We start from the raw sequence: 20,207 nt of genomic DNA on the forward strand, positions 1-20,207 counted from the left end.
GGCTCATGGAAGATGATTCGCCGTGAGCCGGTTGTTCTGGTTGAACGAAGAGCAGTGGGCCAAGATCGAGCCACTTCTGCCGCATTACGGCAGCCCGCCCCGCGTTGATGACCGGCGCATTCTGAGCGGCATCATCCATGTGCTGCGGTCCGGCTGCCGCTGGTGCGACTGCCCGTCTGACGACGGCGCCTACACAACCGTCTACAACCGCTTCAACCGGTGGTCCCGCAAGGGGATCTGGCAGAAGATCTATGCCGCGATCACCGGCGATGAGCGCACACCCCGCCAGCTTTTGGCCGACAGCACCCATGTAAAGGCGCATCGCTCCGCGGCCGGTGCCGAAAAAGGGGGGACCAACGTCAGGCGATTGGTCGCTCCCGCGGCGGTCGAACGACTAAGATCCATGCCCTGAGCGACGGCAAGGGTCGGCCCCTCGTGCTTGCGCTTACCTCCGGCCAGGCCGCCGACATCAAGATGCTGCCGGTCATGCTGGATGCGGTACCGCCGGCGGGCGAACTGCTCGCCGACAAGGCCTTGTTTGGTGCCGGGGAGCGCAGATGGCGCGGGAGATGAACAAGTTGACAGCCCGCACCGTGGCTGGATTGAAAAAGCCAGGTAGGCATCCCGATGGCGGGAACCTCTATCTCCAGATCGGTCCTACCGGCACGAGGTCTTGGCTCTTCATGTTCAAGCGGGATGGGAAGCGTCGCGAGATGGGGCTGGGTGCTCTCGGGGACACCTCCCTTGCCGAAGCGCGCCAGAAGGCCGAGGAAGCTCGCCGCATCGTTGCTGACGGTGAGAGATCCTCTCCAGGCCCGTAACGCCGCCCAGGCGGTTCGCAGGGAGGCTGACGCGGCACCCACCTTCGGCGAGTTCGCCGACCAGATGGTGGAGAAGTGGTCGAGGGAATTCAGGAACGAGAAGCATGCCGCCCAATGGAAGATGACCTTGGGGTCTGCCTATTGCGCCAAGCTCCGAGACAAGAAGCTTGCGGACATCACGGCCGCTGACGTGCTCGCGGTGCTGGAACCCGTGTGTCAGGGAAAGAACGAAACGGCCTCCCGTCTGCGGGGGCGGATCGAGCGTGTTCTCGACGCGGCGAAGGTGGCGGGGTGGCGCTCAGGCGAGAACCGGGCGCAATGGAAGGGGAACCTGGAGCACAGCCTGGGCAAGCGCCAGAAGCTCCAGCGCGGCCACCATGCCGCCATGCCGTATGCGGCGGTGCCAGCCTTCATCGCCGCCCTGCGCCTGCGCGAGGCGATGGCTGCGCGCGCCCTGGAGTTCGGCATCCTCACCGCTGCACGCTCGGGCGAGGTGCTGGAAGCTACCTGGCGGGAGATCGACCTTGCAGCCCAGGTGTGGACTGTGCCGGCGAAGTGGATGAAAGCCGGCCGTGAGCACCGCGTGCTGTTGTCCGACGCCGCTGCCGCGATCCTGGATGAGGTGGCGGCCCTGCGACCGGCCGATGACGATGGTGGGGCTTACGTCTTCCCTGGCCAGCGGCCCAGGCGGCCCCTGAGCGGCATGGCCATGGAGATGCTGCTGCGCCGGCAGAAGCTGGAGATCACGGTGCGTGGCTTTCGCTCGTCGTTCCGCGATTGGGTATCGGAGGAAACGCATTTCCCGCGGGAGATCGCGGAGGCGGCCCTGGCGCATGTGGTTGGGGACACCACCGAGCGGGCGTACCGGCGCGGCGATGCGCTGGAGAAGCGGCGCGAGCTGATGACAGCATGGGCGACGTTCTGCCTCTCGGCGCCGAAGGCCGAACGAAAATAAAGTGTCACAAAAACAACGTTACTATGAAAAATATAGACCCATAGGGGGCCGCGAAATGCCACTTATTGTGCACGAGACGGACTTGATGAGCGCTATTTCCATCATAAATAGCGGCCATTTTATTCCATGTTACAATGATGTCGGCGCCGGAGATTCTGGCCTTAATGCATTAATTTGTGGAGCGCCGCAAAATAGAGGCCAAAACATTGAAGGACGTGGTGCAAAAATATATTTACAGTGGGATGGTCCTGTCAGAATAGGAGGATTGCCTCCATTGGAACAAAATATGCTTCATGATTATGGAGCGTGGCGTGCAGTTGTTCCTTATGGAACGACAATGTATTTGAGCGTGTCCAGATTGGATGTTGATGACGAGTCTGATTGGCGCTCTGCTATTGGGTCTGCGCCATTCTATATGCGTTTTAGCCCGGTTCATCGTGATTTTTGGTTTGAGCGTAAGATCGGCGAACTAAAGAACAATATAGATCGTAAAATTACAGAAGGCGGAGCCATTCGGGTTGGATATCCTTTACCTTGAATCGCACTGTTGTCGTTGAAGATATTCACCGCGCCCGCACCAACCCGACTTGCAGCCGTGCCCCCGTCGCCTCCGCATAGCGTTTCAGCGTGGAGATGGATGGCGACGTGCGGCCACCCTCCAGCCGGGCAATGGCCGACTGCGTGGTGCCTAGCTTCTTCGCCAGCTCTGCCTGTGTGAGCTTTGCAGCCGTGCGCGCTCGGATCATGGATTCGATGAGCGCGTACTCGACGTCGGCCTTCTCATATTCGGCCTTGAACTCCGGGTCGGCGCCAAGGCGCTTTTTCAGATCAGCCAGCTTGGTCATGGTGTCACCTGCTTCTTAGGCATCGCCACCCCTCTTCTCCCGCCCTCTCGCGATCTTTTCGATTTGCTCAAGCTCGGCGATGTCGTCCGCGTCCGCAGCCAGCGCTTCGGCGGAGCGGCGGCTGGCGTCGAACGCCTCGAAGCGTTCGGCTGCGAGCTTCTGAGCAACGTCCATCCGCAGCCGCCCGGCATGTGTCAGCACATCACGCTCGTTGAAGGACAGGAAAGCATCGAGCTTGTCGGCCCATTCCGCCATGGTGACCGGGCGGCGGCGTTTGGCCTGATCCTCTGCATAATCGAGATACATCACGACGATGCGGTTGAGCTCCTCAACCTCATCGGTCTTGAGGTAGTTCTTGGCGGTGCCGACATCGTCCTTACGCACGACTGCGCCTTTCCAACTGGTCAGGCCCATGTTGGGGGCATCCGGGTTGCTGCGGCTTTCGATTAGTTCGGCGGCCGTCTTGCCGGTCACCGCCCATAGCATCTTGTTTTGGACCTTCTTGAAGAATGCCTGTGCGTGCTCCGAATTCTTGTCGTAGTCGATAGCAGTCGTATAGAGGTCTCGCACCTTTTGGTAGAAGCGCTTTTCCGAAGCGCGGATGTCCCGAATGCGGGCAAGCCACTCGTCGAAATAGTCCCATTGCTCGGCCTGCTTAAGTCGAGCGTCATCCATGGCAAAGCCCTTGACCAGATATTCGCGCAAGACGGTGGTGGCCCATCGGCGGAACTGGGCGCCGCGCGGCGAGCGGACGCGGTAGCCAACTGCTAAAATGGCATCCAGATTATAGACCTTCGTTCGGTATGCCTTACCGTCTGCGGCAGTTGTCAAGGATTCCTTGACAACTGCCTCCTCCGCCAGTTCGCCCTCGGAGAGGATGTTATTGATGTGTAGGCTGATGTTCTGCTTGGACGTGTCGAACAGCTCAGCCATCTCCATCTGGGTCAACCAGACTGTGCCGTCGATCGCGCGTAGGCCGATCGTCGTGGCACCGTCTTGCGTATTATAAAGAATCAACTCGCCTTCAGACATCTTCGCCCAGCTCCTTCAAGTGGCCTGCCATTTCCCCCTCGTGGGTCGCTTCGCGATGCTGGCAAAGCCAGCACACTCAATCTCCATGAGCGGATGAGGCGAGCTTGGAGCCCTTTGGGGGTGCCTCAATCTCGGCATCCACGCATTCGAGTGTCGCGGCGATACACTTCATCTGCGTCAATATAGCGCAAAAGCGATATTTGGCAAGTCCCGCTGCGTCCGATCGAGTCCACATAACTACATGATAATAATTATATTTTTTGATTCATTTGTGATTCGCCCATGAAGTGCCTCAGCCTCCACATGGGCGAAGTCCTCGTCATTGGCGATGCGACCATCATGCTTGCCGAACGGCGTAACGGTGGTCATCACGCGCGCCTGTTGGTGGACGGCCCCGACACCCTTCGCTTCGAGCTGCGCAAGCCTTCTGGGGCTGTCATTCCGCGCCGCGCCGACCCCATCTCTCCGATCGATGGAGCGCAGGATGCGCACCCCCGCGCCTTCGCCCGCGCCTGACCTTCCGGCATTCGCCCGCGACCTTGTCTCCGGCCCCGATCCGGAGGCGATGGACGCCATTTTCATGTTCCGGCGCATCCAGACGTTTGGTGAGCCGAAGCGTGATGTGCGCTGGCCCACCTATGGCGAGACCCGCGCCGACGCCTCGGATGGCGAAATCAGGGGTATCGCCCTTCAATACAGCGTGCCGGCCATCGCTTTGCTGGCCCTTGCCACGCTGGAAGGCCGGCGCAGCCGCGACCATGTCGAAGACAATGCGGCCCGCCTGAAGGGGCGCCTTGAAGCCGGCGCGGCCCTCGCGGACGTGCTTGAAGCGCCGGTGCTGGATCACATGACGCAGATGGGGCGCCAATCATGACAAAGAGCAGTGGCACCGCTGCAAAGCAGATTATGCGCAGCATTCGCCATCGCGCGTTCCTGGCCCAGCGTTTCGCGGCCAAAGGGCAGATGGCAACCATCAGCCATGTCCCGCAGACCGGCTATCACGCCTTCCCGGCGAAGGTGCTGGACGCGAACACGCGGGCGCTGATCGACGCGGCGCTGGCCGCCAAGCCGAAGGAGAATTGAAATGACGCACCGGCCATTCGCCCGCGAGACCCGCACCGCTGAGGCGCGGACGGAAGCGAAACGGCGTGCGGGAGCTGCCAACGACAGCAAATTCGCAGCCCTCGACGCGCTCTCCGAGAACAACCCAAAAGAGTTCGAGCAGGCGCTCGCGAAACTCAGCCCGACAGAACTCGACGCTTATCTGGCCAGTCGCTGACCGGCTGCAAGAAAAGGAGGCCGTCATGGTCGATTTTGGCATTGGCATTGGCTCCTTCATGGATGGCCTCGGCAAGGGCATGAAGGCGCGCCGGGAACGCGAGGACAGCGAACAGCTTCGCACCCTGCGCGATGAGCAGAACGAACGTGAGCGGATCCGGCTCCAGCGGGAAATCCAGCGTCAGGACGAGATGCGCCCCGGCGAGCTGTCCATTCAGCAGGAGCAGCTCGGCAATCTGCGCACCAGCAGCCAGGCCGCGCGCGAGGCCGCCGAACGGTCGCGGCGGCAGGACGGTCGGAACGAGGCGGTGCTGAGCGCCCAGCGTGACGCCGAAGCCCAGGGCGCCGCCGCCCGCCAAGAGGCGATCAGCTCCAATATCGGCAAGTCCATCTTCGAGGTTGAAGAGCAGGGGCCGGTTCTCGACAACCCCAATCGCAAGGGCGCTTCCCCTCCACTACGGGGCGTCCGGCACGGACAAAACCTATCTCAATGTGGATGCTCTGCGCGCCGATCCCGGCGTGCGCAAGCGCGCGGAGGGGATGGCGAACAGCCTGTACACGTACATCACCGGCGATCATGTGGACAAGGTGGTCCAGTCGGCCATGCAGGCCGGCAACACACAGCTCGCGGAAGCCTATCCCAAATGGATCGCCGACCAGAGGGTGCAGACTGGCGTCAAGCATTACGCCAATGCCATGGGCAAATGGAAGGTCGGCGATATCGACGGCGCCATTGACAGTCTTGGTTCCGCCTACAACTCCCGCGGATACTTTGATGACGGATATTCGGTCAACATCCTGAAAAAGAACCGCGATGCGAACACCGGAAATATCGACACCGTGGATGTGGAGTTCGTGAACGACCGGACCGGCGAGAAAAAATCGGAGACGGTCGGCGTCAACGACCTCCTGAAGACATCCAGCCACTTCCTTGCGCCGCCTGAGCTGGTGAAGCACGGCATGGAGCAGATCCAGGCGCAGCGGCAGGCGCAGGCGGAGTTGGAGAAGAAGCGGCAGGAGAGGCCGAGCTGAAGCGGCAGGAGCGGCCCTTGCCCTCTTCCGCCATCAACAATCTCGCATCCGCGGGCGAGGGCGCGACCAACGTCAGCCGCCTGTCGAACACCTTTGACGACGGATACGCCGGCCAGCCGGTTCTTGGGGGGGCCTGGAACGCGGTCGGACGAACCTTCGGGGGCAGCTCCGCGCCTCAGGCTGAATGGTGGCAGGACTACCAGGGGCAGAAGAATGTCGTGCGCAACAAGCTCTTCGGCTCGGCCCTGAAGGTTGCCCGCCATCCGTGCGGAACATGCTGTCGGTGATAGCCGGCGCGGTTCAGCAGATATCCAAGCGCATTCTCACTGGCGGGCTTGTGCGCGTTCCGTCCGTTTGGGAGGACATATGGCCCCCTGCCGGAGATTGAGCGAAGCAGCTCGATGGTCTCGATGGCCTGCTTGGCCAGTGGTACGAAATGGTCGCGCGACGTGTCGTCCTTGTAGGCGAGCTTCAGCTTCATCCGTGCCGCGGGAATCCGCCAGATAGGCTTGTCAGCATCCAGATCCGCGAACTCGGACCATGGCGTCGTAATGAGGGTGCCAGGCCGTACGGCGGTCAATGCGAGCAGGCGCAGGGCGAGCTTGGTCGCTGGGTTCGCCGGCGTCTCGTCCACGCGCTTGATGATCTCGCGGGCCTGATCCAGATCGGTGATGGCTGGCTGGCGGCCCTTCTTGAGAGGCTTTAGCGCCTTCTGAACGATGGCCGCCGGATCGTTCTCCCCGATGCCGCACGCGATGGCATGAACGAACACCGCCGACATGCGCTGGCGGACACGCTTGGCTGTCTCGATGGCCGGCCGGTCCTCGATCTCGCGCAGGACCGCCAGCACTTCCGGCACCGTTATGGTTCGGATGTCCCTGGTGCCCAACTGCGGAAACACGTCCCGTTCCAACGTGTGGATCACGTCGTAGGCGTGGGTCGACGTCCAGTGCGGCTTGTTCATGCCGTACCACTCGCGGGCGAGGTGCTCGAAGGTCACATGCGCCGGGGCGGTCGTCACGCGCCTACGATCTGCCTTCTCTGCAGATGGATCTTTGCCCTCGCGAAGCAGCTTCTTCTGGGCCATGCGGGCCTCACGGGCTTCCTGAAGGCTGATGTCCGGGTATGGGCCGATCGTGAGGAGCTTCTCCTTGCCGGCGATCTCATAGCGCAGGCGCCAGACCTTGCCCCCTGCCGGGGAGATGGCGAGGTGCAGCCCGCCGCCGTCGGTCAGCTTGTAGGGCTTCTCGGCCGCCTTGGCCTTGCGGATCTGCATATCGGTGAGCGGCATTTACCCGGCCTTCCCCTTTACCCGGTTTCCGGAGGCGGCCTTACCCGGCTTTTACCCGGGATCGATTGCGCTTTAGCGCGATATCGTGAGACGCCCTGCAGCCGATATGGCGCGCAAATCGAGCGCTGGCAAGGGTTCTGAGGCTTTATGAGAGGGGGTGAAAATGAGGGCTGGCGGAGAGAGAGGGATTCGAACCCTCGATACGGTTTCCCGTATACACGCGTTCCAGGCGTGCGCCTTCAACCACTCGGCCACCTCTCCAGCCGCGCGCGCTTGAACGCGCGTCGAAGCTGCCGGGCGTTCCTTCGACCGGCCAAGCGGTCTGAAAGTTCGCCCCGCCGTGTGCCTCGCGCCCACGGCGACGCCGGATTGATCCCTTGGAAACAAAGGAAACGCACAGCGCTGGTTGGTGCGCTGCATCCTGGCGAGGTCGCGGAATATACAGCCTCGTTCGCGTTGCGCAAGCGGGATTCTGGGGTCCTTGCAATGCCGTTCACAAAGTGTCCCCAGATGCCCGCGGACCATGGCGCACGCCCCTCTTCGATCCGGCGTGCTGAAGCCCGCGCCCTTCAGAAACGGGGCGGGCCGGGCCGGTTCACGGCGCGATAGGCGCGCGCGATGAAAACGAGCGGGGCGCGTCGCGCCCGATGGCGACACCCGGCGCGACGCCCATGTTGAGGCGAACGGCGGCGCTCAGTCGCGCAGCAGGTCGTTGATGGAGGTCTTGGAGCGGGTCTGGGCGTCCACGCGCTTCACGATCACCGCGCAATAGAGCGAGGGGCCGGGCTGGCCGTTCGGTAGCGGCTTGCCGGGCAGCGCGCCGGGCACCACCACCGAATAGGCCGGCACCTCGCCCACGAACACCTCGCCGGTCTCGCGATCCACGATCTTGGTGGAGGCACCGATGAACACGCCCATGGACAGCACCGAGCCGGTGCGCACCACCACGCCTTCCACCACTTCGGACCGCGCGCCGATGAAGCAATCGTCCTCGATGATGACCGGCCCCGCCTGCAACGGCTCCAGCACGCCGCCGATGCCCACCCCGCCGGACAGATGCACATTCCGGCCGATCTGTGCGCAGGAGCCGACCGTGGCCCAGGTGTCCACCATGGTGCCTTCGCCCACATGGGCGCCGAGGTTCACGAACGAGGGCATCAGCACCACGTTCGGCGCGATGAAGGCGGAGCGGCGCACGATGGCGCCCGGCACCGCGCGGAAGCCGGCGGCGCGGAAATCCGCCGCGCTCCAGGACAGGAACTTGGAGGGCACCTTGTCCCACCAATGGGCGCCGCCGGGGCCGCCGCCGATCTCGGCCATGTCGTTGAGGCGGAACGAGAGCAACACCGCCTTCTTCAGCCACTGGTTCACCTGCCAGCCGCCGTCGGGCCGGGGCTCGGCCACCCGCGCCTTGCCGGAATCGAGCAGGTCCAGGGCGGTGTCCACCGCCTGGCGCACCTCGCCCATGGTGGAAAAGCCGATGTCGGCGCGCGCCTCGAAGGCGGCATCGATGATGGATTCAAGCGGCTTGAGGTCGGTCGGCTTGAGGTCGGTCGACTTGAGGTCGGACATGGGTTTCCTCCGGAAAACGTATCGCGCCGGGCGGGGCTGGCGCCTCGCGGTCAGGTGAAGATGAAGGCGGGGAGGCGGCGTCAGCCGCGTTCCTTCACCGCCAGGAATTTCAGCTTGGTCCATTCCTCGATGGCGCGATCGAGGACCCACTGGCTGCGGGCGAGATAGACCGGGGCGTCGTCACGGTCGCGGGCGGTGGAGGAGCGGTTGGCCTCCATGAAGCGCTCCACCTCGGTCCGTTCGCCGACGATCCAGCGGGCGGTGACAAAGGACACCGTCTCATAGCGGATCGGCACGCCGTATTCCTTCTCCAGCCGGGCGGCCAGCACGTCGAGCTGGAGCGGGCCGACCACGCCGACGATGGGCGAGGGGTCGGAGATGGGCTTGATCACCTGCACCACGCCTTCCTCGGCCATGTCCTGCAGGGCCTTGAGCAATTGCTTGGCCTTCATGGGGTCGGCCAGCAGCACCCGGCGCAGGATTTCGGGGGCGAAATCGGGCAGGCCCTCGAAGCGGATGGTCTCGCCCTCGGACAAGGTATCGCCGACCCGGAGCATGCCGTGGTTGGGGATGCCGATGATGTCGCCGGCCACCGCCTCGTCCACCGTCTCGCGCTCCTGGGCGAAGAAGAAGATGGGGTTGGCAATGGCCATCTGGCGCTTCTCGCGGGCATTGTAGAGCTTCATGCCGCGCTTGAAGCGGCCCGAGCACAGGCGCACGAAGGCCACCCGGTCGCGGTGGTTCGGGTCCATGTTGGCCTGCACCTTGAAGACGAAGCCGGAGACCATGTCTTCCTGCGGCTCTACGATGCGCCCTCCGGCGGCGGAGCGGGGCAGGGGGCTCGGGCCCACGGCGCCGAGCCCATGGAGCAGCTCGGCCACCCCCGCCTCCTTCAGCGCGCTGCCGAAATAGACCGGCGAGAGGTGGCCCTCGCGGAACGCGGCGAGGTCGAACGGCGGCAGCACCCCCAGCGCGAGGGTCAGGCTTTCGATGGATTCGGTGAGGATGCGCTCTTCCACCCCGTCAAGGCCGATCAGGTCCTCCGGTGTGTCGAACGGCACCTCGCGCACCAGGGGGCCGCCGCGCTCGGTGGCGAGCAGCGCCTTCTTGCCCCGAATGTCGATCAGGCCGCGGAAGTCCACGCCGAGGCCGATGGGCCAGGTGAGGGGGGTGAGATCCAGCGCCAGGGTGGAGGAAACCTCGTCCATGAGGGCGATGGGGTCGAGGCCCTCGCGGTCCACCTTGTTGACGAAGGTGAAGATGGGAATGTCGCGCAGGCGGCAGACCTCGAACAGCTTGCGGGTCTGGCTTTCGATGCCCTTGGCGGCGTCGATCACCATCACCGCGGCATCCACCGCCGACAGGGTGCGGTAGGTGTCCTCGGAAAAGTCCGAGTGGCCGGGCGTGTCGAGCAGGTTGAAGACGATGTCGTCCTTTTCGAACGTCATCACCGAGGATGTCACCGAAATGCCGCGCTGCTGCTCGATCTCCATCCAGTCGGAGCGGGTGCGCCGGCGCTCGCCGCGGGCGCGCACATGGCCGGCCATGCGGATGGCGCCGGAGGCCAGCAGCAGCTTTTCCGTGAGCGTCGTCTTGCCGGCGTCCGGATGGGAGATGATGGCGAAGGTGCGCCGGCGGGCATAATCGGGCAAATCGCCCGGCTTGGCGGCCGCGCGTGCCGTGCCGTGTTCAGGTGTTTCGAGCATGGCCGCTATATAGTTCGAAACCGCGCGCCGATAAACGGCCAACGCGAGGGAGACGGACCCATGGACCGGGGAATTTCACAAGGCGGTATGCGGGCCGGCGACGCGGCGCTTCCGGCGCGGGGGCGGCAAGGCGCGTGCAAGGGGCTCGCTTCCGCCATGGCCGTGCTTGCGACGCTTGCGGCCGGACCGGCCTTCGCGCTCATGCCGCCCTATGTCTATGAGAATGCGCGGCGGGATGCCGCCAGTATCATCGTGCTGCGGGTGAAGACCGTGACCACGCCCGCGGGCGGTTACGGCGTCTGCCTCGTGAAGGGCGTCGTGCGGCGGGTGGAGCGGGGAAGCACCTTCAAGCCCGGCATGGCGGTGGCGCTGGACGTGCCCTGCATGAAGGCCGGCGCTCAGCCTCCCCCCGGCGGGACCATTTACCAGCAGGTGGACAAGCTGGTCGTGTCCAAATATGGCCGCGCGTGGCTCGATGCCGAGGGACATGTGGTGGTGTCTCAATACGAGCAACTGACCCAGCTGCCGTGAGGCTCCCACCGCGCGGCCGGAGCCTCCCCGGACCGGTTCGCGCACAGGGCACCACTTTGTTTGTGCTGGTCATGAGTTAATGAGACGGGGGCGCCCCCGTGCGGCGGCGGGGATCGAAACTTGACCGTCTCGAGAACGATCGGGAACACCGGGGCGGTCCCCGTACGCGGGCGCGCGAGACGACGTTGCGCACAAATCACCGTGCGGCGCGCTCCCGGTCGGGCGGAAGGGTGCGGTTGTCGCGGCTGGGGCAGGCCACGGCTTCACGCGTCGGCGCCGCGCGGGATGGCCGCTGGGTGCCGTCGGGCGCGCGATGCGGTCGGGAAAAGGCTTCAGTCCCCGGTGCCGGGCTCGGGGGAGAGCAGGGGCTCCTTGCCGGGCTTGCCGTCCCATTCCTTGGCGTCGGGCAAGGCGTCGCGCTTGATGGTGATGTTGGGCCACACCTGGGCATATTGGGCGTTCAGCGCCGCCCACTTTTCCAGGCCCGGCTCGGAATCGGGCTTGATGGCCTCGGCCGGACATTCCGGCTCGCACACGCCGCAGTCGATGCATTCGTCCGGGTGGATGACGAGCATGTTCTCGCCCTCGTAGAAGCAATCCACGGGGCACACCGCGACACAATCCGTGTACTTGCAGCGGATGCAGTTCTCGGTGACGACGTAAGCCATGGCAATCCCTTTCGCGGCTTCGCGTAGCGCACCCGTCCTCGGGGCGCAAGCGCGCGCTTGCCGCGCTCTCCTATTGCACTTCAGTTGTCAGTGATTTCATCGAAAAGCGCGACGGTGGATGTAGCATCTCCGCGCCGTTCAGAAAAGCTCAAGACGCGCAGCACCCGCACCCGGGCATCAAGGGCGATGGTGAGCACCTGCCCCGCGCGCACCGCCTGCGCCGGCGTGGTGACGCGGGTACCGTCGAGACGCACATGACCGGCGCGGATCAAATCCGCGGCATCCGCGCGGCTGCGCACCACCCGCGCATGCCAGATCCAGCGGTCGAGGCGCTGGCGGCCGGGGACGCCGTCCGTTACCGGTGCGTCATCGCCCGGTGTCTGGGCGCCGGCCGAATCGCCGGGCGCCTGCGCCAACTTGTCCCGAGACCGCGGCTTCCTCACGCGAACCGACACTCCGTCTTGCATCGCAAGGCGCCGGGGCGGCTCCATCGGGAGGCCGCCCCGGTCCGTGATCCTGGTGGGGTGCCGGCGTTAGGCTTCGCCGGCTCAGTTGCCCTTCTTGTCCGATTCCATGCGCGCCTTGAGGGCGGCCAGGGCGGCGAACGGGCTGTCCGGGTCCACCGGCTTGTCGCGGCGACGCTCCTGGTGGGGCGGGCGATGCTCGGGGCGCGGGGCGCGGTTGTCCTCGCGCGGACCGCGCGGCGGACGCTCGCCCCGCGGCGGGCGCGGCGCGCGCTCGCCCTCGGCGCCCTCCACGGCCGGGGCCTCCGACGGACGTTCGGGCCGGCGATGCCCAGGCCCGCCCTCGCGACGCTCGCCGCCGCGACGGTGTCCTTCCTTGCGCTCGCCGTCCTTGCGCTCGCCATCCCTGCCGCCGAAGCGCGCACCCTCCCGCTGGGGACGATCGCGACGCGGCGCGCCGGGCGGACGGCCCGGCCGCCACACTTCGATCATCTCGGGCTCGGCGGGCGCGCCTTCCACCGCTTCGGCACCGCCGGGCGCGGCCGGCGTCTCCACCTCGGCCGCCACCTCGGCGGCGGTGGGGTCGCCAGCGGCCTCCAGGGCCTCCACGGCGATCTCCGCCTCGATGGCGTCGGCGGTGGGAACCGGCTCGGCCTCGCCTTCAACGGCGGCGGCTTCCGCCGCCACGATCTCCTCGGCGGGGCCCGCCGCATCGGCGATCGCCTCGTCCGTGCTTGTCTCGTCCGGGATTCCCTGGGCCGCGATCTCCGCTGCCGGGGCATCCGATTCGACCGGGGCATCGAACAACAGGTCGGCCTCGATGGCGCCTTCGGGCGCCGGAGCCAGCTCCGCGGGGGCGGCCGGCTCGGCCGCGGTGGCCTCTTCCGGCGGCGGCGGGGCGCGGCGCTCCATGCGGTAGCCGAGCGACTTCAGGATGGAGGCGAAATCCTCCCCCGAGCAGCCGGCCAGCGAGGTCATGCCGACGGTGACGGTGAACCCGCGCCCGTCCACGGCGCCGGCGGGCTTGGGGCCGGGCGAGGCGGGGCGCCAGTCGAGGGCCGGGCGAATCAGATCCGCAAGGCGCTCCAGAATGTCCACGCGCACCGCCCGCTCGCCGCACACGCGGAAGCCCACGGCGCGGTAGAGCCCCTTCTGGATCTCGTGATCCACGGGAATGGAGGTGCGCCCCGACGCCGCCAGGTGCGGCAATTCGTCGATGCCCTTCTGGGCGAGGCCGCCATGCTTCAGCGCATAAAGCTCAAGCGCCAGCGACCGCGGCGCCGGCTTCAGCAGGGCCGGAAGGTAAATATGGTGGGCGCCGAATCGCACGCCATGGCTGCGCAGGGTGGCGCGGGCGGCCTGCTCGAGGCTCTTCATGTCGTCGGCCACACGGGCGCGCTCCAGCACGCCGAGTGATTCGACGATCTGGAAGGCGATGCCGCGGGCGATGCCGGTGACATCCTCGGCCGCCTGGAGCTTCAACAGCGCGCCCAGCAGCTTGTCGATGTGCGCGGCCACCCACAGGGTGATGCGGGCGTCCACCTGCTCGCGGGCGGGGCCGCTCAGGTGCTCGTCGGCGATGACCTTGAAGCGGGGCTTCAGCACTTCGTCGCCGGGAATGAGCTTGGCCACCGCCTCGCCGGTCCAGCGGATGGTGCCGTCGTTGGTGAGCACGAAGGCTTCGTCCACCGCCTGGGCGAGGCGGGCGGCGCGCGCTTCGATCTCGCCGGCCAGCGCTTGCTGGGCGGCGACGCGCAGCGCCTTGGCCTCCTCTCCGCCGGCGGTGGGTTCCGCCTGGAATTGGAAGCCGTGGAGGTGGCCGATCACGTGTCCTTCGACGGTGACGTCGCCGGTCTTGCTGATTTCAGTTTCGAGCATCTTTTTCTCTCGCAGGCGCCGCATGAGCACGCTGGTCCGCCGATCCACGAAACGCTGTGCCAGCCTTTCGTGCAGTGCGTCTGACAGCTTGTCTTCGACCCCTCTCGTGACGCCTTGCCAGTGCTCCGGATCCTTGAGCCAGTCGGGCCGGTTGGCCACGAAGGTGAGAGTCCTCACCTGCGCGATCCGGCTCGACAATGTGTCGATGTCGCCTTCTGGGCGATCGGTCAAGGCGATTTGACGTCTGAACCAATCATCGGGGATGAAACCCCCCCCTTCCACATGCCCGAACAGGGTGGCGACGAGCTCCGCGTGGGCCCCCGGCGACACCTTGCGATAGTCGGGCACCTGGCAGACGTCCCACAGCCGTTCCACCTGGGCGGGCGCGGTCACGCGCGCCGCCACCTCTATGTCACGGCTCATGATTTCGAGCACGGCGACGTCGTCGGCGGTGGGCGCGCGGGTCAGTCCCTCCTCCCGCGGCGGCTGCGACAATGAGGCCAGCAGCGCGCGGATGGAGCTGAAATCCGGCACGGAGTTGCGCCATTGCAACACCTTCGCGGTGTCGAACGCGTGCGCCTCCAATTGCTCCACCAATTGCTCTTCGAATGGCGGGCAACGGCCGGTGGTGCCGAAGCTGCCGTCGCGCAGCGCACGGCCGGCGCGGCCGGCGATCTGTGCCATCTCGGACGGGTTGAGCCGGCGGAACTGCCAGCCGTCGAACTTGCGGTCGGCGGCGAAGGCCACATGGTCCACGTCGAGATTGAGGCCCATGCCGATGGCGTCGGTGGCCACCAGATAGTCCACGTCGCCGGACTGGTAGAGTTCCACCTGCGCATTGCGGGTGCGCGGGGAGAGCGCGCCCATCACGACCGCCGCCCCGCCGCGCTGGCGGCGGATGAATTCGGCGATGGCGTAGACCTCCTCCGCGGAGAAGGCGACGATGGCCGAACGGCGCGGCAGGCGGGAGATCTTCTTCTCGCCGGCGAAGGAGAGCGTGGACAGGCGCGGACGCATCATCACGGTGACGCCCGGCAGCAGCTTCTCGATCAGCGGGCGCATGGTGGCCGAGCCGAGCAGCAGCGTCTCGTGGCGGCCGCGCCGGTTCAGCAGGCGGTCGGTGAAGATGTGGCCCCGGTCGAGGTCGGTGGCGAGCTGGATCTCGTCGATGGCGACGAACGACACGTCGAGGTCGCGCGGCATCGCCTCCACAGTGGAGACCCAGTAGCGCGCGGCCTTGGGCTTGATCTTCTCCTCGCCGGTGACGAGGGCCACCTTGTCGGCGCCCACCCGCTCGACCATGCGCTGGTACACCTCGCGCGCGAGCAGGCGCAGCGGCAGACCGATGATGCCGCTCTCATGGCCGAGCATGCGATCGATGGCGAGGTGGGTCTTGCCCGTATTGGTGGGGCCGAGGACCGCGCTCACCCCCCGCGCCCTCACGGTGCGCGGCAATACGGCCCATTGGGTGATGTCGTCCATCGGCTTTGGCTTCGTCAGCTTCCGTGTGGGGGATCTGTACCATATTGGGGCGCGGGGGCGATGGCGAAAGGTGTGGATGGCGGAACGCGGAACGAAACGCGGACAAAGGGTGCGCGAATCGCGGCACGCGGCCGCGCCGCGCTTTGTTCCAGCGCCCTTGTGGCGCCGCCGTGGGGTGCGTAAAGCTCACCATCTGGTTCCACTGCCCCGACGGCGAGAAGGAGGCCGAACATGCCGCTCAACCAGGCCACGGTCGATCCGGAGGAGGTCGCCCGCTTCGATGCGCTCGGCGCGGAGTGGTGGAACGAAAAGGGCAAGATGGCCCCGCTCCATGCCATGAACCCGGCGCGTCTCACCTTCCTGCGGGATGCCCTGGTGCGCCATTTCTCGCGGGACGAGAAGGCTCTGCGCCCGCTTCACGGCTTGCGCGTTCTCGACATCGGCTGCGGCGGTGGCCTCTTGAGCGAGCCCCTGGCGCGCATGGGGGCGCAGGTGACCGGCATCGACCCGGCCCCCGGCAATATCGACGTGGCCCGCGCCCACGGCCGGGCCTCCGGCCTCGATATCGAATACCTGCCGTCCACGGCGGAGGAGCTGGCCGCCCGCGGCTCCCGCTTCAATGTGGTGGTGGCGCTGGAGGTGGTGGAGCATGTGGCCGATGTCGGCCTGTTCGTGCGCACCGCCGGGCAATTGGTGGAGGAGGGGGGACTGCTCATCCTCTCCACTTTGAATCGCACCGCCAAGAGCTTCGCCCTGGCCATCGTGGGCGCCGAATATGTGCTGCGGTGGCTGCCGCCGGGCACCCACAAGTGGGACAAGTTCATCACCCCCGACGAGCTGGAGGCGACGCTGGCGGCGGCCGGCTACGCGCCGACGCAGAAGGCGGGGCTCGCCTACAATCCGCTGACCCGCGCGTTCAAGCTCTCGCCGGATCTCGACGTGAACTATTTTCTGGTGGCCGAGCGCATCTGATCCCGCCGGCACCGGTCCTCGACCGGTGCCGGAGCGCTTTATCTGAGAGCGCTTCAGCCGGACACGCTTCAATCCAGGCGCGCGATGCGGTCAGCCCGCGCGGTGGAACAGGCTGGCGCCGTGATCGGGGCGGGCGGCGTGGAGCATCATCAGCTCGCCCACGTTTTCCGCCGTGAGCAGGCCGACCAGGCGTCCGCCGCCATCGAGCACGCCCACGGCCGGCGCCTGGGTGGAGGTGATGAGCTTCAGCGCCGCATCGAGCCGGGCGCGGGCCTCCACGGTGGGAATGTCCTTCTGCATCACCGCGATGACCGGGGTCTGCGGGCCCTCGTCCTTCAGCGCGCGAATCATGGCGTCGCGGGTGAGCACGCCGCGCAGGTGGCCGGCGCCGTCCACCACCGGAAACTCCCGCTGAGTGGTGCGGATGAGCGCGTCGGCGGCCTCGTCCACGGTGGCGGTGGGGCCGAGGGTCTCGAAATGGGTGATCATGGCGTCGGCCACGCTGAGCCCGCGCGAGGCTTCCTTCAGCTGCACCTGCCCGGCCTCGCCGGAGGCGGCGAGGAACACGAACACGCCGATGATCATCAGCATCGGATTGAAGAAGATGCCCGCGAGCCCGAGCGCGATGGCGATGCCCTGGCCGATCGAGGCCGCCACAGCCGTGGCCCGGCCGAACCCCATGTTCATGGCCAATAGGGCGCGCAGCACCCGCCCGCCGTCCATGGGAAAGGCGGGGATGAGATTGAACACCACCAGGAAGATGTTGGCCCCCGCCAGCTTCACCAGCATGGAGGTGCCGGGATCCTCGATCTTGGACAGGTCCTCCACATTGGCGCTGGCGCCGAGGATGAGCAGCAGGACGGCGGCGATCGCCACATTCACCAGCGGCCCGGCGATGGCCACCAGCAGCTCTTCGGAAGGCTTCTCCGGAATGCGTTCCAGGCTGGCGATGCCTCCGAATGGCCACAGGGTAATGTCAGGGGTCTTCACGCCAAAGTGACGTGCGGCGAAAACGTGCCCCAGTTCGTGCAGCAGGACGCAGGCGAACAGGAGGGCGACGAACAACACCCCCTGCCAGGCCGCATCGGCTCCGCCGGTGCGATAGTAGGCGGCCCAGATCCACACCAGGAACAGCAGAAACGTCACGTGGATGCGGATGGCGGTCTCGCCGAGGCGTCCGATGGTCACTGACCAGGGCATGGGGGCTCTCCAAAGGGGCGTTCCACACATAGACCCCTCGTCCGGCGACGCAATACGCGGCGCATGAGTATTGAAGCTAAGGCTACCTTACAATAAGATTGGCAATGAAATGGCGGACACTCCTCTCGGCTTCCTGCTCGTCGATGCGGCGCGCCTCTATCGCGCCCGCATCGACCGCGCCTTCACCCACGCCGGCCTCGGCCTGACGGCGGGAGAGGCGCGGACGCTGGCCTATGTGGACCTGCATCCGGGTCTGCGGCAGAGCGCGTTGGCGGTGAAAATGAATGTGGAGCCCATGACGCTGGTGGGGTTCCTCGACGCGCTCGAAAGCCAAGGGCTGGTGGCGCGGGAGACCGACCCCCGCGACCGGCGCGCCAAGATCGTGCGCCTCACGGCGGCGGCAACACCTTACCTTGCTGGCGTGCAGGCGGCGGCGGCGGTGGCCCGGGGCGAGGCACTCACCGGCTTTTCCGAAGCCGATCAGGCCCGGCTGCGCGCATTTCTCCTGCTCATCCGCGACAACCTCGCCCGTTGCCGCGAGGAGGAGGGGCGGGACGACGGGGACAAGGACGACAAATGAAGCCTGCCGCGTTCACCACCGCATCGCTCTCGCCCGCGCCGACGCCGATGATGTCGGAGCTGCGCGTCGCCGTCATCGGCGCGCTGATGGTGATGCTCGGTCCCATCAGCCTGGCCATGTACACGCCGGCCATGCCGACCCTGGTGAGCGCGTTCGACACCACCCCCGCCACCGTGAAGCTGACGCTCACGGTGTTCTTCCTGGGCTTCGCATTCTCGCAATTGGCCTGCGGGCCGTTGTCGGATGCCTTCGGGCGGCGGCCGGTGGCGCTGTCCTTCTTCGGCATCTACATGCTGGGCGCGCTGGTCGCGACCTGGGCCCCGACCATGGGCTGGCTGATCCTGGGGCGCGGCCTGCAGGGGGTGGGGTGCGCGGCCGGCATCGCCATCTCGCGCGCCATCGTGCGCGATCAATATATCGGCCAGACCTCCGCCCGCATCATGAACCTCATCGGCACCATGCTCGCCATCGGGCCGGCGGTGTCGCCCAGCCTCGGCGGGCTGATCCTGGGGGCCGCGGGCTGGCACATGATCTTCGTGGCCATGGCCATCTATGGCGTGGTGCTGCTGGGGTTGCTCTCATTCTTCGTGCCGGAGACGAACCGCGCGCGGGATCCGGCCCTGGCCGCGCCGGGGCGCATCGCCCGGAGCTACGCGCGGCTTCTCCGCGACCGCACCTTCATGCGGGCCAGCCTCGTCCTGGGCGGTGGCCTGGGCGCCATCTATACCTTCTCCGCGCTGCTGCCGTTCGTGCTGATCCAGCAGGTGGGGCTCACCCCCACCGAGTTCGGCCTCGCCATGCTCGGGCAGACCGGCTCGTTCCTGTTCGGCACGCTGGTGGCCGGGCGCCTGCTGAAGCGCATGAGCGCTTCCGCTCTGGTGCCCCTCGGCCTCGTGCTGGTGCTGGCCGGGGCGGCGGGGCTGGCGATCGGGCTGCGGATTCTGGAACCCTCGACGCTCACCGTGATGGGGCCCGTCGGGCTGTGGGCTTGCGGCATCGCCATGCTGCTGCCGGGGTGCACCACGGCGGCGCTGGCGGGCTTTCCCACCATCGCCGGCGCGGCTTCGGCCCTGATGGGCTTCATGCAGATCGGCGGCGGCTTCCTCGGCACCGCGGTGGCGGCGCTCCTGCCCGCGCCGCTGGCGGGGCTGGTCACGCTGGTGCCGGTGATGGCGCTGGTGGCGGTGGGCGGGCATGTGCTGCTGCGGCCGCGCACCCGGATGCCGGAGGAGATGGAAGCGCCCGGCGCGGCGGCGGTGGACGCCACCGACCTTGAGCTCGCGGCCGATCCCCTCGGCGTGGTGGGTGCCGCCGGCGAGGAAATCGAGGTGAAGACCTACGGCCACCGGAATTAGGCGGTTCCCGGCGCCCGGCCGATGTTCGCGGTTGACCGTTCTCCCATGGTCATGGTCAATCTTCCGCGGGGCCGCGCAGCGGTCCGGGGTGAGGGGGAGATCTAGATGAAGTTCGCAGGACTTGTCCTGGCGGCGCTGCTGGCGCTGCCAGCGGCGTCGGCCCATGCGCAGACGGTCAGCTACGCCGAAGCCGCCGGCCTTCTGGCCCAGCATTGTGGCGAAGACATCATGCGGCACTGCCGGGGCGTCAATCTCGGCGATGGGGCCATCAACCAGTGCCTCGCGGCCCATCAGGCAGAGCTGTCGCCGGCCTGCGCCGCCAACCACGAATCCATCCGCCAGATGACCGAGGCCCGTGCCGCCGCCCAGCAGGCCGTGTACAAGGTCTGCGACCGCGACCGGGCCGAGTTCTGTCCCGGCGTGGTGCCCGGCGACGGCAATCTGGTGTCCTGCCTCCTGGAGGCGTCCAAGGTGGTGAGCCAGGCCTGCACCGCCGCCCTCACCAATGCCGGCTACCGCTGATGCGCGCCGCAAAGAAGCAGGAG

General features: G+C 66.5%; 23 protein-coding genes, 1 tRNA gene and 1 pseudogene. 14 read left to right on the top strand and 11 right to left on the bottom strand.

Features of this window, described 5'->3' with window-relative positions:
- The first annotated feature begins 22 nt into the window (after positions 1-22).
- The 4 genes and pseudogenes from HUW53_RS15175 to HUW53_RS15185 all read left to right on the top strand — a co-directional run bounded on the left by HUW53_RS15175 (position 23) and on the right by HUW53_RS15185 (position 2,314).
- Positions 23-412: an IS5 family transposase gene (locus HUW53_RS15175; RefSeq protein WP_370877833.1), complete on the top strand. Its 390-nt coding sequence runs from the start codon at positions 23-25 to the stop codon at positions 410-412.
- Positions 400-573 carry a hypothetical protein gene (locus HUW53_RS22115; RefSeq protein WP_419836128.1) on the top strand — a complete coding sequence of 58 codons (174 nt, stop codon included), beginning with the start codon at positions 400-402 and terminating at the stop codon, positions 571-573. Before HUW53_RS15175 ends, HUW53_RS22115 begins: the two co-directional genes overlap by 13 nt.
- Positions 558-1,776: pseudogene (locus tag HUW53_RS15180) on the top strand (tyrosine-type recombinase/integrase). The gene HUW53_RS22115 and the pseudogene HUW53_RS15180 overlap by 16 nt, the downstream one beginning before the upstream one ends.
- Before the next feature lies 1 nt (position 1,777).
- Positions 1,778-2,314, top strand: coding sequence for a hypothetical protein (locus tag HUW53_RS15185; RefSeq protein ID WP_237346605.1), 537 nt, complete (start codon positions 1,778-1,780; stop codon positions 2,312-2,314).
- 25 nt (positions 2,315-2,339) lie between these two features.
- Here HUW53_RS15185 and HUW53_RS15190 read toward each other — a convergent pair whose 3' ends face one another.
- Positions 2,340-2,621, bottom strand: coding sequence for a helix-turn-helix domain-containing protein (locus HUW53_RS15190; RefSeq protein WP_237346606.1), 282 nt, complete (start codon positions 2,619-2,621; stop codon positions 2,340-2,342).
- A gap of 15 nt (positions 2,622-2,636) precedes the next feature.
- Positions 2,637-3,653 (bottom strand): virulence RhuM family protein, encoded by a 1,017-nt coding sequence (locus tag HUW53_RS15195; RefSeq protein ID WP_237346607.1) that lies wholly within the window; start codon positions 3,651-3,653, stop codon positions 2,637-2,639.
- Between the two features lie 282 nt (positions 3,654-3,935).
- Here HUW53_RS15195 and HUW53_RS15200 point away from each other — a divergent pair, with 282 nt between their 5' ends.
- From HUW53_RS15200 to HUW53_RS15215, 4 genes are read left to right on the top strand one after another with little or no spacing between them, the layout of a single operon-like run.
- A complete protein-coding gene (locus HUW53_RS15200) occupies positions 3,936-4,169 on the top strand; it encodes a hypothetical protein (RefSeq protein WP_237346608.1) in 234 nt (77 codons plus the stop codon).
- Positions 4,138-4,527 (top strand): hypothetical protein, encoded by a 390-nt coding sequence (locus HUW53_RS15205; protein ID WP_237346609.1) that lies wholly within the window; start codon positions 4,138-4,140, stop codon positions 4,525-4,527. Before HUW53_RS15200 ends, HUW53_RS15205 begins: the two co-directional genes overlap by 32 nt.
- The gene (locus HUW53_RS15210) at positions 4,524-4,736 is read left to right on the top strand and encodes a hypothetical protein (protein WP_237346610.1); all 213 of its coding nucleotides are present in this window, start codon (positions 4,524-4,526) and stop codon (positions 4,734-4,736) included. The genes HUW53_RS15205 and HUW53_RS15210 overlap by 4 nt, the downstream gene beginning before the upstream one ends.
- Position 4,737: 1 nt before the next feature.
- Positions 4,738-4,932, top strand: a complete 195-nt coding sequence (locus HUW53_RS15215) for a hypothetical protein (RefSeq protein ID WP_237346611.1) — start codon at positions 4,738-4,740, stop codon at positions 4,930-4,932.
- Here HUW53_RS15215 and HUW53_RS15220 read toward each other — a convergent pair.
- Positions 4,892-5,290, bottom strand: coding sequence for a hypothetical protein (locus HUW53_RS15220; protein WP_237346612.1), 399 nt, complete (start codon positions 5,288-5,290; stop codon positions 4,892-4,894). The two genes, HUW53_RS15215 and HUW53_RS15220, sit on opposite strands and share 41 nt — an antisense overlap.
- 160 nt (positions 5,291-5,450) lie before the next feature.
- Between HUW53_RS15220 and HUW53_RS15225 the strand changes: the two genes are divergently transcribed.
- A complete protein-coding gene (locus tag HUW53_RS15225) occupies positions 5,451-5,963 on the top strand; it encodes a hypothetical protein (protein ID WP_237346613.1) in 513 nt (170 codons plus the stop codon).
- Between the two features lie 196 nt (positions 5,964-6,159).
- Here HUW53_RS15225 and HUW53_RS15230 read toward each other — a convergent pair whose 3' ends face one another.
- The 4 genes from HUW53_RS15230 to HUW53_RS15245 form a co-directional block, all read right to left on the bottom strand.
- Positions 6,160-7,254: a tyrosine-type recombinase/integrase gene (locus HUW53_RS15230; protein WP_237346614.1), complete on the bottom strand. Its 1,095-nt coding sequence runs from the start codon at positions 7,252-7,254 to the stop codon at positions 6,160-6,162.
- A 171-nt stretch (positions 7,255-7,425) separates the two neighbouring features.
- Positions 7,426-7,515, bottom strand: a tRNA-Ser gene (locus HUW53_RS15235).
- Positions 7,516-7,947: 432 nt separating this feature from the next.
- Positions 7,948-8,826, bottom strand: a complete 879-nt coding sequence (gene dapD, locus HUW53_RS15240; RefSeq protein ID WP_237346615.1) for a 2,3,4,5-tetrahydropyridine-2,6-dicarboxylate N-succinyltransferase — start codon at positions 8,824-8,826, stop codon at positions 7,948-7,950.
- An 80-nt stretch (positions 8,827-8,906) separates the two neighbouring features.
- Positions 8,907-10,532: a peptide chain release factor 3 gene (locus HUW53_RS15245; protein ID WP_237346616.1), complete on the bottom strand. Its 1,626-nt coding sequence runs from the start codon at positions 10,530-10,532 to the stop codon at positions 8,907-8,909.
- A 156-nt stretch (positions 10,533-10,688) separates the two neighbouring features.
- Between HUW53_RS15245 and HUW53_RS15250 the strand changes: the two genes are divergently transcribed.
- Positions 10,689-11,063: a hypothetical protein gene (locus tag HUW53_RS15250; protein WP_237346617.1), complete on the top strand. Its 375-nt coding sequence runs from the start codon at positions 10,689-10,691 to the stop codon at positions 11,061-11,063.
- Between the two features lie 332 nt (positions 11,064-11,395).
- Here the strand turns inward: HUW53_RS15250 and fdxA are convergent, their stop codons facing one another.
- From fdxA to HUW53_RS15265, 3 genes are all read right to left on the bottom strand, one after another.
- Positions 11,396-11,731, bottom strand: a complete 336-nt coding sequence (gene fdxA / locus HUW53_RS15255; protein ID WP_237346618.1) for a ferredoxin FdxA — start codon at positions 11,729-11,731, stop codon at positions 11,396-11,398.
- Positions 11,732-11,811: 80 nt separating this feature from the next.
- Entirely contained in the window at positions 11,812-12,147 is a 336-nt protein-coding gene (locus HUW53_RS15260) for an RNA-binding S4 domain-containing protein (RefSeq protein WP_272904267.1), read from the bottom strand.
- Between the two features lie 132 nt (positions 12,148-12,279).
- A complete protein-coding gene (locus HUW53_RS15265) occupies positions 12,280-15,555 on the bottom strand; it encodes a helicase-related protein (protein ID WP_237346619.1) in 3,276 nt (1,091 codons plus the stop codon).
- Between the two features lie 231 nt (positions 15,556-15,786).
- Between HUW53_RS15265 and ubiG the strand changes: the two genes are divergently transcribed.
- Positions 15,787-16,527 carry a bifunctional 2-polyprenyl-6-hydroxyphenol methylase/3-demethylubiquinol 3-O-methyltransferase UbiG gene (ubiG, locus tag HUW53_RS15270; RefSeq protein WP_237346620.1) on the top strand — a complete coding sequence of 247 codons (741 nt, stop codon included), beginning with the start codon at positions 15,787-15,789 and terminating at the stop codon, positions 16,525-16,527.
- A gap of 90 nt (positions 16,528-16,617) precedes the next feature.
- Here the strand turns inward: ubiG and HUW53_RS15275 are convergent, their stop codons facing one another.
- A complete protein-coding gene (locus tag HUW53_RS15275) occupies positions 16,618-17,727 on the bottom strand; it encodes a site-2 protease family protein (RefSeq protein ID WP_237346621.1) in 1,110 nt (369 codons plus the stop codon).
- Between the two features lie 109 nt (positions 17,728-17,836).
- Between HUW53_RS15275 and HUW53_RS15280 the strand changes: the two genes are divergently transcribed.
- The 3 genes from HUW53_RS15280 to HUW53_RS15290 all read left to right on the top strand — a co-directional run bounded on the left by HUW53_RS15280 (position 17,837) and on the right by HUW53_RS15290 (position 20,184).
- The gene (locus HUW53_RS15280; protein ID WP_237346622.1) at positions 17,837-18,307 is read left to right on the top strand and encodes a MarR family winged helix-turn-helix transcriptional regulator; all 471 of its coding nucleotides are present in this window, start codon (positions 17,837-17,839) and stop codon (positions 18,305-18,307) included.
- Entirely contained in the window at positions 18,304-19,662 is a 1,359-nt protein-coding gene (locus tag HUW53_RS15285; protein WP_237346623.1) for a multidrug effflux MFS transporter, read from the top strand. Before HUW53_RS15280 ends, HUW53_RS15285 begins: the two co-directional genes overlap by 4 nt.
- Positions 19,663-19,767: 105 nt before the next feature.
- Entirely contained in the window at positions 19,768-20,184 is a 417-nt protein-coding gene (locus tag HUW53_RS15290; protein WP_237346624.1) for a hypothetical protein, read from the top strand.
- Positions 20,185-20,207 lie beyond the last annotated feature (23 nt).

Origin of the sequence: Xanthobacter agilis (assembly GCF_021730435.1) — a bacterium.
In the GTDB taxonomy this organism is placed as follows: domain Bacteria; phylum Pseudomonadota; class Alphaproteobacteria; order Rhizobiales; family Xanthobacteraceae; genus Xanthobacter; species Xanthobacter agilis.